At 56.8% G+C, this 12,593-nt stretch carries 10 protein-coding genes and 1 tRNA gene; 8 read left to right on the top strand and 3 right to left on the bottom strand.

The window, feature by feature from the left end:
- Positions 1–417 precede the first annotated feature (417 nt).
- The gene (locus tag H6G62_RS24100) at positions 418–1,296 is read left to right on the top strand and encodes a WYL domain-containing protein (protein WP_190499952.1); all 879 of its coding nucleotides are present in this window, start codon (positions 418–420) and stop codon (positions 1,294–1,296) included.
- A 94-nt stretch (positions 1,297–1,390) separates the two neighbouring features.
- On the opposite strand, the gene H6G62_RS24095 is transcribed toward H6G62_RS24100, so the two are convergent.
- Positions 1,391–1,461 (bottom strand) — tRNA-Gly (locus H6G62_RS24095).
- A 179-nt stretch (positions 1,462–1,640) separates the two neighbouring features.
- On the opposite strand from H6G62_RS24095, the gene H6G62_RS24090 reads away from it, so the two are divergent.
- The 3 genes from H6G62_RS24090 (at position 1,641) to H6G62_RS24080 (ending at position 3,627) form a co-directional block, all read left to right on the top strand.
- Entirely contained in the window at positions 1,641–2,381 is a 741-nt protein-coding gene (locus H6G62_RS24090) for a DUF4333 domain-containing protein (RefSeq protein ID WP_190499950.1), read from the top strand.
- A gap of 128 nt (positions 2,382–2,509) precedes the next feature.
- Positions 2,510–3,205 (top strand): MotA/TolQ/ExbB proton channel family protein, encoded by a 696-nt coding sequence (locus tag H6G62_RS24085; RefSeq protein ID WP_190499948.1) that lies wholly within the window; start codon positions 2,510–2,512, stop codon positions 3,203–3,205.
- 5 nt (positions 3,206–3,210) lie between these two features.
- The gene (locus tag H6G62_RS24080) at positions 3,211–3,627 is read left to right on the top strand and encodes a biopolymer transporter ExbD (protein ID WP_190499946.1); all 417 of its coding nucleotides are present in this window, start codon (positions 3,211–3,213) and stop codon (positions 3,625–3,627) included.
- Between the two features lie 49 nt (positions 3,628–3,676).
- Here H6G62_RS24080 and H6G62_RS24075 read toward each other — a convergent pair whose 3' ends face one another.
- Positions 3,677–4,966 (bottom strand): glycosyltransferase family 4 protein, encoded by a 1,290-nt coding sequence (locus H6G62_RS24075; protein ID WP_190499944.1) that lies wholly within the window; start codon positions 4,964–4,966, stop codon positions 3,677–3,679.
- Positions 4,967–5,580: 614 nt separating this feature from the next.
- Between H6G62_RS24075 and H6G62_RS24070 the strand changes: the two genes are divergently transcribed.
- Together H6G62_RS24070 and H6G62_RS24065 are read left to right on the top strand one after the other, a co-directional pair.
- The gene (locus H6G62_RS24070) at positions 5,581–6,477 is read left to right on the top strand and encodes a polyphosphate kinase 2 family protein (RefSeq protein WP_190499942.1); all 897 of its coding nucleotides are present in this window, start codon (positions 5,581–5,583) and stop codon (positions 6,475–6,477) included.
- A gap of 197 nt (positions 6,478–6,674) precedes the next feature.
- The gene (locus H6G62_RS24065) at positions 6,675–7,157 is read left to right on the top strand and encodes an Hsp20/alpha crystallin family protein (protein WP_190499940.1); all 483 of its coding nucleotides are present in this window, start codon (positions 6,675–6,677) and stop codon (positions 7,155–7,157) included.
- Positions 7,158–7,306: 149 nt separating this feature from the next.
- Here the strand turns inward: H6G62_RS24065 and H6G62_RS24060 are convergent, their stop codons facing one another.
- Positions 7,307–8,392, bottom strand: a complete 1,086-nt coding sequence (locus H6G62_RS24060) for a thiamine phosphate synthase (protein WP_190499939.1) — start codon at positions 8,390–8,392, stop codon at positions 7,307–7,309.
- A gap of 403 nt (positions 8,393–8,795) precedes the next feature.
- On the opposite strand from H6G62_RS24060, the gene H6G62_RS24055 reads away from it, so the two are divergent.
- Together H6G62_RS24055 and H6G62_RS24050 are read left to right on the top strand one after the other, a co-directional pair.
- Positions 8,796–9,569 carry an MBL fold metallo-hydrolase gene (locus tag H6G62_RS24055; RefSeq protein WP_190499937.1) on the top strand — a complete coding sequence of 258 codons (774 nt, stop codon included), beginning with the start codon at positions 8,796–8,798 and terminating at the stop codon, positions 9,567–9,569.
- A gap of 397 nt (positions 9,570–9,966) precedes the next feature.
- Positions 9,967–12,366, top strand: a complete 2,400-nt coding sequence (locus tag H6G62_RS24050; RefSeq protein ID WP_190499935.1) for a phosphoketolase family protein — start codon at positions 9,967–9,969, stop codon at positions 12,364–12,366.
- Positions 12,367–12,593: the final 227 nt, after the last annotated feature.

The raw sequence follows: 12,593 nt of genomic DNA, 5'->3' as shown, positions 1-12,593 counted from the left end.
TACCCTAGCCCGACGGCAAGGCTGGCGAACCGTGCCTCAAGCCCTCAGACTTTGGGCCAATCGGATCCACTATGTTTTTTCTTTACTCGTATGAAACCACCCTGCCTAGCCCCCCTTAGAAAGGGGGGAACCGGAATCAAAGTCCCCCTTTCTAAGGGGGATTTAGGGGGATCCCCAAGGACTTGCGGCATGAAAGCAAAATGTGTGTACTGAGTAGCCATGGCATGGAGAGGGGCTGGGGGTGAGGGCCGAGGGCCACGCCGTTACAAACGCCAACAGAGAGTAACGGACATTTACCAAAATTCACCTTTAGTAAACTGTCCGTACTTTGTTGATTTCCCCCATCATGGCAACGACAATGGAGATCTTCAAGAGACCTATTCCAAGAAGTGTCCGTACAATCGGGCTATCACACCTATGACTCGCAAAGGTCGCGCCCTCACACTCTCGGTATCGGATCAGGAAAAGCAGCAGCTTGAGTCCCTGGCCCTCACCTTTGACCAAACCTGGGGCAGTCAGCCCAATATCTCAAAACTCGTCAAAGCCATTGCCCTGGGAGAACTGCGCCTCGCCATTAACCACGGCTGGGCTCAGGAGCGCATCGATGCCCTCAACCGCGCCCGTAACATCTGCATTGACCTGGGCTACCTCAGTGAAGCGGTGGAACTGGCCACCCTGCTGTTGGAACGCAGCGAAATTAACCACCCACTCCGCCAGGAAATTGAAGCCTTTCTGGCCAAACCCAGCACCTCCTGGCGCACAGATCTGGAGCAAGGCATCCGCCGCCAACGCCCCTTTTGTCTCACCTACCAAGACGCCGCTGGCCGCCTGTGGAACTTCACCATTCGCCATGCCAAAATCGTCACCTACGAAGAGCGCCAATACCTCAACTGCTGGTGCGACGAAACCGAAGGTAGCCGCGACATCCCGGCCCTGCTCCACAACTGGTCACTGCGCCTCGACCGCATCCCTGAAGAAGCGGTCATCTCCCCCGCCGCAGGCCACTGGCAACCCGATCTCAGCGCTATTGAAGTGGAGTTTTGGTTGCTCAATGCCCTCGCCTTTAGCTATCGATCTAAAACCAAGGCCGACCTGGTGAACGAATGGCTCCCCGACCACAAAGCTCGCCGCATTGTGCGCCAGATTTGTCACACCTTCTGGTTTTTCCGCGAAGTGCGCCGCTATGGGGCCAACTGCATCGTCATCGGCCCAGAGGAGGTGCGGAACCGATTCGCTAAAGACGCCATCGCCATGGCCCAGCACTACATGACCCCCACTCCCGATATCAAACCCTAGGGTCGGGGAGACCTGCCCTTGGGCGAAGAGACCTTGCCTCTACTTGAGTTCATAGACTCGCTGCCATTCGGCGGCGGTCACTGTACAGTTGATAAGCGGGTGGGGGGAATCGAACCCCCATCATTAGCTTGGAAGGCTAAGGTTTTACCACTAAACTACACCCGCATGGTGTTGGCCAAAATGGCTTGTAGGGAATTTTATCACAGATTATGGAGTCGTTGGGGAGGGTGTCCGTGGGCATGGTGGGTGGATAGGTGTCGTCAGCTAGTCTGGCGATCTAGGTGATACAACATAGAAGGGGCTTTGATGGTCTGGACGTGTTTTCCCCCTAGACAGGTTGCACTATGCCTCACCAGTTTTTCAAATGGTCTGTTTTATCTGTAATTCTCAGTGTGGTGCCCCTGGCAGCCTGTGGCCAGCGGTTGGACATGACCACCGTGGAGGATCGTATCCAGGCGGATCTTGAACGCCAGGGACGCCGATTGGCCTTGAGGGAGGTGCGATGTCCCCGTGATGTTGTCCCCCATGCGGGAGCCTTTTTCCGCTGTGTGGGCGAGCTAGACCCGGAGGGTACGTTTACCATCAACGTGACTCAGCAGGATGATCGGGGAACGGTCACCTGGGATGTCCCCAACTCTAAGGTGATCCTTAGCTTGCCTAAAGTGGAGGCTGGCCTTCAGCAAGGGTTGACTGAAGCCCTGGGCCAGCGGGCCTTAGTGGACTGTGGGGAAGCCATCTATCGGGCCAACCAGCCGGGAGATCGGTTTGAGTGTCGGGTGGTGGGTGGCCTCACCGATGGGGACGACAGCATCTCCGCCGTTTTGGTCATGGTCAATGCGACGGGCAACTTGGACTGGAAAGAATTGCGAACCAGCCGATCCATGGTGACCGCTGCCGTTTCTGACGAACGACCCCAATCTCAACCGACGGCCACCCCGACCGATAGTCCGGCCTCTACCTCTAGTGCGCCTTCCCCTGATACCATGGCTACCCCGACCACGCCCAATGCCGTCAAACAGACCACCCACAATGGCCCCACAGGACGCCCGATCAACCGCCCCTACGTGCCCGGAGACAATGATTAACTTAAGGTTAATCTACCCTTAAAGCCATAATTTCTGAGACTTAATCTCTAGGCTTCAAGGTTCCAAGAGGTGCTCCGGTACTATGGTTACAGGTCGCCCTGTCCTGATTCACGGCTTATCCCCAACCTATGACAACCGTTCTTGATTTCTTGGCAAAAGGTGGCCCCGTCATGGTGCCGATTGTGGGATGTTCGGTGCTAACCATGGCCACCGCCTTGGAACGTACCCTATTTTGGACCAAGCTGCTGAAACGTGAGGATCAGGTGGTGAGTGCGGTACTGGAGGCGGCCCGCCGCGATCTCAGCGAGGCCGCAGCCCTGGCCACCCAAGCCCAAGACTTACCCATTGGCCGTTTTCTGTTGGCTCCCCTGCGGCTAAACCGACCGACTCCAGAAACCTTTCGGCTGGCCATGGAAACGGCGGGAGACCGGGAATTTGTGCAAATGCGCAAGGGCGACAAACTGCTGGAAACGGTGGTGGCCGTTGCGCCACTGCTAGGGCTGTTAGGCACGGTGACAGGGTTGATTGCCACCTTCGGCAACCTCAATATTGGCGGCGGTGGGTCGGGGGAGCAGGCCACGGCGGCGGCAGCGGGCATTGGGGAAGCCCTGATTACCACGGCGGCAGGCATGGTAGTGGCGATTCTGGCGCTGCTAGTGTTCCGGGTCATGATTACCCTCCAGGCCCAACAAATCGACTACTTTTCGGATGTGGGCAATGAGCTAGAGCTGATCTACCGCCAATACTGGCATGAGCCCGCCCAGTCTTTCCCAGAACCCGCCCAGCGTGGCGACCTCATGCGTACCTCTGACCGCCTTGGATAAGCTCCATGCGTTTTAAATCCCAGTCTAGCCCGCCCCCACCCCAGGTTGACCTCATCCCCATGCTGACGGTAATGATGGGGGTTTTGGCCTTCTTCGTGGTAATCACCGCCACCCTGGGTAGCGAAACCCTGGTGGACATCCAGCTACCAGGGGAGCAGCAAAACGATGAACCCGTCCCCCTCCCCGCCGATCCTTTCATCATCGAGCTGGTGGGCGAAAACGAGGTAATGCTCAACGGCCAACCCATTGATATCCAGGCACTCCAAGCCCAAATGGAAGCCTACCTCAGCCGCAATCCCAACGACACCATTTTTCTGTTGCCCAACCCAGATCTCCCCTACGAACAAGTGATGCAGTTCTTAGGAGATATGCGCCAGATTGGAGGCGACCGAGTTTCCCTCGCCATTGAGGAGTCCAACTAGGAGGGGGCCAACTTGCCACCGACTAATCGCCAATCGCCGATTTCCGCGTCTACTTCCGAGCCATCTCTAGGGCCAGGACAGTTTTGACAGACCGCTGCACCACGGGGTAAGACTCGGTGATGAGGTCATGGAACAGATCTTCGTAGCGATCTAGAGCTCGCTTAAAGGAGTAGTTGTCCAGAGCGTACTGGCGGCCCTGACGAGCTAGCTGCTGAGCTTGGCGAGGATTGTGGTAAAGCTGAAGGATGCCAGCCGCTAGGGCTGCAGGGTCTTCGGGAGCCACGACCAAACCGCCCCTACTGTCTCGAATGGCCTGGGCTGCGGTGCCCTGGTGTGGCACCGAAGCCACGATGGGACGGCCACTGGCCAACAGTACCTGGGTTTTAGAGGGCATATTAAAGCCCACCACATTCCGCTTTTGCATAATTAAGGAGACATCCGCCGCTGCCAGTAGATCCGGCAAGTCTTCGCGAGGCACGAAGGGCAACAGCGAGACATTGGTAAGCCCCCACTGCTGACACAACGGCTCAAGGCGGTCAAGCTTTTTCCCTTCACCCACAATCACCAGATGAATATCCGGGTACTGAGCCAGGCATCGGGCTGCTTGAAGGGTGTTGTCGATGCCCTGGGTTTCGGCGATGTTACCCGTGTAGAGCACCACAAACTTATTTTGCAGGTGGTGGCGCTGGCGAAACTGGCTAGTTTCCGTCGGTTGCGGGGTGATAAAGTTGACATCCACCCAGTTGGAGATGGAGGCAATTTTAGAATTGGGCACCCCCTTAGACAGCAGGTTCTCCCGAAAGCCCTGGGCAATGACGCTGATATGGGTGGCACTGCGGTAGGCCCAGGCTTCTAAAACCTCAAACACTCGGATAGCCAAGGGGTTGCTGATCATTCCGGTTTGGATGGCCGCTTCCGGCAAAATGTCCTGTAGGTTCAGGACGCTAGGGCAGCGGAACCAGCTTTTGAGGAGAGCCACGGGAACGCAAGCTGGCAGGGATGGGCTAGTGTTGAGAATGACATCGGGTCGCCAACCGCGTAGGGCTTGGGTAAAGCTGAGGGTGATAAAGCTGATCTCTAGGGCAAGGCGACCCAGCAGTCCAGCCTTCTTCGGCGTCATCACGAAGCAACGCTGGATTTGCACCCCGTTACGAATCTCAGTCTTATACAGTTGGCCGCGATAGGCTTCGTATATTTCGCGCTCTGGGTAGTTGGGCATGGCGGTAACCACCCGTACCTGGTGCCCCCTAGCGACCAATCCCTCAGCCAACTCTGTCATGAGCGGCGCAATACCGATTGGCTCAGGATAGTAGTTGTAGGAGTAGATCAGGATTCGCATAGAAGGCCCACCTTAATAATGCTAGGGAAGTGGCTAGATCGGGAGAAACCCCTCAGGGAAACTAGAGCAACACGATAGAATCCCCGTCTTCCAGACCAACGGTGTGCGGATGCCCCCGAGCGTACCCCTTAACTACGTCCGTAATTATGACCAGGGGAATTATGACTATATTAACAGGTGGCTCTCACCGGAGGATCACGCAGAATCGGGCAGATTCATCAAGTCTTGAAAATTCAACCCCTGTGGTTCACATCATCTTCAGGTATGGGAACGATACCTACCGCAGGAACCGGATTGGGATCCGGTTCAGCAAGACTGCAACCAGCCATTGCCTTCCTAGCATACCCAGATGACCTCGCTTCGCCTTTACGTGAAATTACGTAAGTTTTCTTGACCAGGTATCCCAGTAAATACGGTCTCTCCACCCATTCGTCACAGGCTAGTGGGGCATCAACACCCTACGGCGACCCTGGAGATCGCCATCACGGGGCAACTCGGCTGGGGGGCTTCAAGATCTGAGGGGTCTAGGGGGTATGGGCCTAAATATTCCTTAAGGTTGGGTTAAGTGAGCGGAAAAGGCGCTTTGCTAGAGGAGACCTCCTACGGCACACGCGATGGACTCTAAATCCTTTATTACAGCCATGCAGCCCGAGACCATGGTGGCCAAGCCTGGTAAAAAAATTAAGCTCAAGGACTTCGATCCGGGGTTTACGGGCGACTTCAAGAAAAAGGAGGCGAGGGAATATCTTCAGTCAGGCATTGAGGATCTGGCCCGCTACCAGGATATACTCTATGCCCAAAATACCTACGCCCTGTTGCTCATTTTTCAGGCCATGGATGCGGCGGGGAAAGACAGCACCATCAAACACGTCATGTCCGGGATCAATCCCCAGGGGTGCCAAGTCTTTAGCTTCAAGCCACCCTCGGCAGAGGAACTGGATCACGACTATTTGTGGACCTCCTATCGACGGTTGCCGGAACGGGGCAACATCGGCATTTTCAACCGTTCCTACTACGAAGAAGTCCTCGTGGTCAGGGTGCATCCTCATCTACTGGATCGACAGCAGCTTCCCCCCAGTACCCGCAAGGGCAATATCTGGAAGCAGCGATTTGATGAAATCAATAATTTTGAGAAATATCTGGTGAATAACGGCATTGTGGTGATGAAGTTTTTCCTCAATGTCTCTAAGGCCGAACAAAAACGGCGATTCTTAGACCGCATCAATCGCCCTGAGAAAAACTGGAAATTTTCCCTCTCGGATGTGGAGGATCGCGCCCGCTGGAATGATTACCAAACCGCCTACGAGGAGGTGTTTACCCAAACCGGAACCGAATGGGCACCCTGGCACGTCATCCCCGCTGATAACAAGTGGTTTACCCGTCTCGCTGTAGCCCACTTTATCCACCAAAAGCTGAAGTCCCTCAATCTGGCCTATCCCGAAGTGGAGCCCAACCACCTAGAGCGGCTCCAGGAAGCCAAACAGCGCTTAGAAAGCGAGCCAGAGGATTAAACCCTGGATTTCTCCCAAACTCAGGTTCAGCAGGTATTTTGTAGACATTCTGTGACAGCAGGTTCGGGTTTCTGGGTTCGGTGCGGTCGGTGGGGAAACCCCCCATCAGATTAGGGTTTATGCCCCTAGAGGCTCCTCTTAAAATGGCCCATCATAGAGCCATGAGGTTGGAGTTCAACTACTAGGAGGTAGCCTCAATGATCATCCGTCGTTATCTCGATCCCATGTCTGAAATTAACGCCATTCGTCGCCAAATTAATGACGTCTTTGGTGACTTGGCCGCTGAAGTTCTGCCCCGTGCAGACTGGGCTCCGGCCATGCGTTTGCTCGATCACGGTGATCACTTCCTGCTCCTGGCTCACTTAGTAGGCATTGAGCCCGATGAGTTGGATGTGCAGGTAACTGCCGACACCATTTCTCTGTCGGGCCAACGCCCTGAATTGGAACTGCCAGAGGGCGCAAAACTTCTCTATGATGATGTCCGCTATGGCCACTTCCAACGGGTGATTAACCTGCCGGAACCGATTCAAAATAGCCAGGTGGCCGCTCAGTTTGAACAGGGTGTCCTCACCCTCACCCTGCCCAAGGTGGTAGAAGCCCAAACCAAGGTGGTGAAAATTAGTCTGGGCAAGCCCACCCTAGAAGCCAGCCAGGCCGACGGTGAACCCACGGAAGCCTAGGGGCAGGATTCGCCGAGTTATCGTCACCGATGTCGTTATCAGTAGCACGGTCTTTGTGGGTGCCTAGGGGACATCACCCGGTTTAACCCACCCACTCCGTCGATGTCATGATTGGGGGAACTTCGGTTCCCCCTTTTTGGTGTTTTGGCTCACCCCCCAGCCCGCAGTTGGGCCACGATGGTCTGGGCGGATTGGGTGGGGTTGTCGGCCTCCATCACCGCCCGCACCAGGGCCACCCGCTGGGCTCCGGCTTGCCGAACCTCACCTAGGTTGTCGGCATCAATACCGCCAATGGCAAACCACGGCACCGGGGCATGGGCGGCGGCATAGCGCACGTAATCCAATCCGGCGGCGGCTTTGCCCGGTTTGGTGGGGGTGCTATAGACCGGGCCAACCCCAAGGTAGTCGGCCCCTTCTTCTAGGGCGCGGCGCATTTCCTCTGGGTTGGTGGTGGATCGACCAATAATCGCCTGGGGGCCAAGCAGCCGACGGGCCACGGCAACGGGCATATCTGTCTGGCCTAGGTGAACGCCATCGGCCCCCACTGCGAGGGCCAAATCGACCCGATCATTCACTAAAAACAAGGCTTGGTAGCGATGGCAGATCTCCCGCAACTGCTGGGCGCGTTGGAACCGCACGTCATCTTCGGTGTTTTTATCGCGATACTGCACTAGGGTGATGCCCCCCTTCAGGGCCGCTTCCACCGTGGCCACGAGATTCTCCTGGGGCGAGGTAACCAGATAGACGAAGGACTGGCGCAGCCGTTGCCGCCGTTGCCCCCCCAGGAGGTCGCTTTCGAGCGTGTAGACCTGGTAGCGCATGGCCTTACAGGCGGCGGCAAAGTCGCTGCGGTAGAGTTTGCCGTATTCCTCCAGCACCCGCAGCGCCTCCTGCACCCGGCACAAATTAGCCTGGAGCACATCGACCACATCTCCCCGCATGGCCTCCTGGGGGTGGGTGAGGGCTGTCCCTGGATCGCCGGGGGTGTCGCGGGCTTGGCGTAGGGTTGGGGCATGCCACTGGGCTAGGGTTTGGCGCAAATGCTTAATCTGATCCGTTCGCTGGGCATCGTTTAGCCCAAACCGACACCATTCCTCGATAATCCGCAGCCCCTCCCTAGCCCGATCTAAGTTGGCGTCTAGGATGCGATAGACCGCCCGATCTGCCTGGAGGGGTGGGGCGATATTGGTTAGAACGGCATCGGTGATCGATGGGCTGGGACTCTGGGCCTGCATAGCAACGTAGGGTACAAAATGAGGATCAAATCAGGATCAGGAGATCACAAACTCAATGTAGAACCGCCATCTTGGCTGTCTCCTTGGCGGGCCTCCTGCCTGCCCTACCATGATCTTGATAGCTCTACATTCTCTACATTAAGGATGCGAGACCATTGAAAATAGTTGGGCAACATCCCCATCCTATCAGGCTCGAATTCGGTAACTATCCCCGATCAAACCCCGCCTAATCCCCCCGCCCATACCTAGGGATAGCCCCCAACCTCAGGCAGCCTGCCAATCGCCTAATCCAGGTCTGATCCAGTGGAGCAAACTGGTCTATCGCGGCGGATGACCGTGGAAAGGGTCGGGCTAGACTACACTATCTAGGGCGACCTAATGCAGTGTGGGAGAGAAAACGGCCATGAAACGGCGAAAACTACTGGGGTATGCAGGTTCTGGACTAGCGGCCACCATCGGGCTAGGGCTCATGCATCGCCATACCGCCCAAGCCCAACAGGCCGACCGCCTCACCCTACGCAGCCTCGGCCACACCGCTTTTTTGTTTACCGGGGGTGGACGACGCATTTTGTCGAACCCCTTCCGCCCGCTGGGCTGTACGGCGGGCTTCCCCAACCCAGCCCAGCCCGCCGATATCGTCATGATTAGCAGCCGATTGTTCGACGAAGGCTACCTCAACGATCTACCCGGCAACCCAAGGGTGCTGGCAGAACCGGGGGTCTACGACTTTGAAAATATGCGCATCCAAGGTGTGCTCACCCCCCACGACCGTGAGGGTGGGCGACGCTTTGGCAACAACACCATCTGGAAATGGACTCAGGCCGGAATCACCATCGTCCACATGGGCGGTGCAGCCACGCCCCTGCGGGTGGAGGAACAAATTCTGCTCGGTCGGCCCGATGTGCTGCTGGTACCCGTGGGCGGTGGCCCCAAAGCCTACACGGCAGAGGAAGCCGTCCAAGCTATTCAGGTGCTCCGGCCCAGAGTTGTCATCCCCACCCACTACCTCACAACCGCCGCCAGCGACACCTGCGACCTCAGCCCCCTCGATACCTTCCTCACCCTGATGCAGGGCACCCCCATCACCCGCGCCCCCCAAGGTAGCCTCTCCATTCGCCCCAGCGATCTCCCTAGCGAAGGAATGCGCATCCAGGTTTACCAATATCCCCTAGCCTAGGGCGTGTCATCACACCAGCCAGATCACGCAATAGCCATGTCAATAGCGCTGGGAATCGCGTAGCGCCTAGCGTCGGGTCGCTATGGTTGCGTCAGGTGGGTTTGATAATGGCCTTCCCGCTGTACCTCAATTGATGCCATACCCTACGGTTGGTAGCCTGTTAGTGATGTTTTGCCTACGAATTGATCGAAAAAGAGGTGTTAGCCTGGGGGCCAAGGAGAAGGAGATAGACACCTCTGGTTACCTAGCCCCGTGCCATTAACCCCGGCTTAAAGCGGAGTTGCTAGGGTGCAGAGGTCTGTCCAAGGACGCAGTTGGTATTTGTTCGTTTAGGCCGTGGGGCGTTAGACCGTTGCCCGTTTGGCCCATCCCATTGCACTCTCAACTTGGCATACCTATGGTAGTTGCATTTTCTCCCCCGTCCCAAGCCCTGACCGACGACGAGCTTTACAAACTCCATGCCTATTGGCGCGCCTGTAATTACCTGGCGGTGGGCATGATCTATCTAAAAGACAACCCCCTGCTGAAGGAACCCCTGAAGCCAGAGCACGTTAAACATCGCCTGCTGGGTCACTGGGGCGCGTCTCCGGCCCTGAGTTTTACCTACGTCCACTGCAATCGACTGATTAAAAAGTACGACCTGGATATGATCTTTGTGGCTGGCCCTGGCCACGGTGCCCCTGGTGTCCTCGGCCCGGTGTATCTAGAGGGCACCTACTCGGAGATCTATCCCGACAAAAGCGAAGACGAAGAAGGGATGCAGCGCTTCTTCAAGCAGTTTTCCTTTCCTGGGCACATCGGCAGCCACGTCACCCCCGAAACACCGGGTTCGATTCATGAAGGCGGCGAATTGGGCTACAGCATTTCCCACGCCTACGGGGCGGTGCTGGATAATCCCGACCTGATCGTCACCTGCGTAGCGGGGGATGGCGAGGCGGAAACGGGGCCATTGGCGACGGCATGGCACTCCAACAAGTTCATCAACCCGGCACGGGATGGGGCGGTGCTGCCGATTCTCAACCTCAACGGCTACAAAATCGCCAACCCCAGCATTCTCTCCCGCATTTCCCACGACGAGCTAAACGCCCTGTTTTACGGCTATGGCTACACCCCCTACTTTGTGGAGGGCAGCGACCCCACCGAGATGCACCAGAAAATGGCGGCGGTGATGGAGGAATGCGTCCTCAAAATTAAGGAAATCCAGCGGGAAGCCCGCATTAACGGCAGTGTGGAACGCCCCCGCTGGCCGATGATTGTGCTGCGGTCGCCCAAGGGCTGGACGGGGCCGAGCTACGTGGATGGCCACAAGGTGGAAGGCTTTTGGCGAGCGCACCAAGTGCCCATGGGCGGCATGCACAGCAACCCCGAACACCTGCGCGACCTAGAAACCTGGATGCGGAGCTATGGGCCGGAGGAACTGTTCGACGAAAACGGGACGTTGATGCCTGAACTGAAGGAACTGGCCCCCGTTGGCCATCGCCGCATGAGCGCCAACCCCCACGCCAACGGCGGGTTGCTGCGTAAGGCGCTGAAAATGCCAGACTTCCGGGACTACGAAATTCCGGTGCCCCATCCCGGCAGCGTGGAGTTTGAAAACACCAAGGCTCTGGGCATCTTCATGCGCGACATCATGCGCGACAACCCCAAAAACTTCCGGCTGATGGGGCCAGACGAAACCCACTCCAACCGTCTGCATCCAGTCTACGAAGTCACCAAAAAAGCCTGGATGGCGGAGTTTCTGCCGGAGGACATGGACGGCAGCGAACTCTCCCGCGAGGGCCGCGTAATGGAAATGCTGAGCGAACACACCCTCCAAGGCTGGCTGGAGGGCTACCTGCTGACCGGACGCCACGGCTTTTTCCACACCTACGAAGCCTTTGCCCATGTGGTTAGCTCCATGTTCAACCAGCACGCCAAATGGCTGGACATCTGCAAAAACCATGTGCCCTGGCGGCGGTCGGTGTCGTCGCTGAATATTCTGCTGTCGTCGCTGGTGTGGCGGCAGGATCACAACGGCTTCAGCCACCAGGATCCCGGTTACGTCGATCTCGTCACCAACAAAAGCCCCGACGTGGTGCGGCTCTACTTCCCCCCCGACGCCAACTGCCTGCTCTCCGTGGCCGACCACTGCTTCCGCAGCGTAGACTACATCAACGTCATCGTGTCCGACAAGCAGAACCATCTGCAATACCTGAATATGGAGCAGGCCGTCCAGCACTGCACCAAGGGCATCGGCATTTGGGACTGGGCCAGCAACGACGACTGCGGCACCGAGCCGGACATCCCCGACGTAATCATGGCCTGTTGCGGCGACATTTCCACCAAGGAATCCCTCGCCGCCACCGCCATTCTGCGGGAGGAGTTCCCCTACCTGAAGGTGCGGTTTGTCAACGTGGTTGACCTGTTCAAACTGGTTTCCGAAGGAGAACACCCCCACGGGCTGAGTGATCGGGACTTCGACTCCCTGTTCACGAAAGATAAGCCCGTAATCTTTAACTTCCACGGCTACCCCTGGCTCATCCACAAGCTGGTCTATCGCCGCTCTAACCAAGAGCGCATCCATGTGCGGGGCTACAAAGAGCAGGGCAACATCAACACCCCGCTAGAACTGGCGATCAACAACCAGATCGACCGCTTTAACCTGGTGATCGACGTGATCGACCGGGTGCCCAAACTGGGTTCCGCCGCCGCCCATGTGAAGGAAAAGATGAAAAATAAAATCATCGAATGCCTCACCTATGCTCACACCGAGGGCAAAGACCAGGACGAAATCACCCACTGGAAATGGCCCTACTAGGCCGTTAGGCTACTACATACCCAGATCTGGTTGCCACTGGTCAAATGCTGGGAGAACCCCCTAAATCCCCCTTTTCAAGGGGGACTTTGACTCCGGTTCCCCCCTTTCCAAGGGGGGCTAGCAGGGTGGTTTCATACCAGCGAAGAAAAATGAGGATGGATTGAGATGTTATTTTGCCCCTCAGCCCATGGTTCTCATAGAGCAATTAAAGCAAATTCCAGATCACC

The organism is Phormidium sp. FACHB-1136 (assembly GCF_014697375.1).
Lineage (GTDB): Bacteria > Cyanobacteriota > Cyanobacteriia > Phormidesmidales > Phormidesmidaceae > Nodosilinea.
This window is presented reverse-complemented; position numbering and strand designations above follow the sequence as displayed.

Excerpts from the sequence above, each read along its gene's own strand:
- H6G62_RS24100 (WP_190499952.1), top strand. The coding sequence starts at position 418 with ATGACTCGCAAAGGTCGCGCCCTCACACTCTCGGTATCGGATCAGGAA.
- H6G62_RS24090 (WP_190499950.1), top strand. The coding sequence starts at position 1,641 with ATGCCTCACCAGTTTTTCAAATGGTCTGTTTTATCTGTAATTCTCAGT.
- H6G62_RS24085 (WP_190499948.1), top strand. The coding sequence starts at position 2,510 with ATGACAACCGTTCTTGATTTCTTGGCAAAAGGTGGCCCCGTCATGGTG.
- H6G62_RS24080 (WP_190499946.1), top strand. The coding sequence starts at position 3,211 with ATGCGTTTTAAATCCCAGTCTAGCCCGCCCCCACCCCAGGTTGACCTC.
- H6G62_RS24075 (WP_190499944.1), bottom strand. The coding sequence starts at position 4,966 with ATGCGAATCCTGATCTACTCCTACAACTACTATCCTGAGCCAATCGGT.
- H6G62_RS24070 (WP_190499942.1), top strand. The coding sequence starts at position 5,581 with ATGGACTCTAAATCCTTTATTACAGCCATGCAGCCCGAGACCATGGTG.
- H6G62_RS24065 (WP_190499940.1), top strand. The coding sequence starts at position 6,675 with ATGATCATCCGTCGTTATCTCGATCCCATGTCTGAAATTAACGCCATT.
- H6G62_RS24060 (WP_190499939.1), bottom strand. The coding sequence starts at position 8,392 with ATGCAGGCCCAGAGTCCCAGCCCATCGATCACCGATGCCGTTCTAACC.
- H6G62_RS24055 (WP_190499937.1), top strand. The coding sequence starts at position 8,796 with ATGAAACGGCGAAAACTACTGGGGTATGCAGGTTCTGGACTAGCGGCC.
- H6G62_RS24050 (WP_190499935.1), top strand. The coding sequence starts at position 9,967 with ATGGTAGTTGCATTTTCTCCCCCGTCCCAAGCCCTGACCGACGACGAG.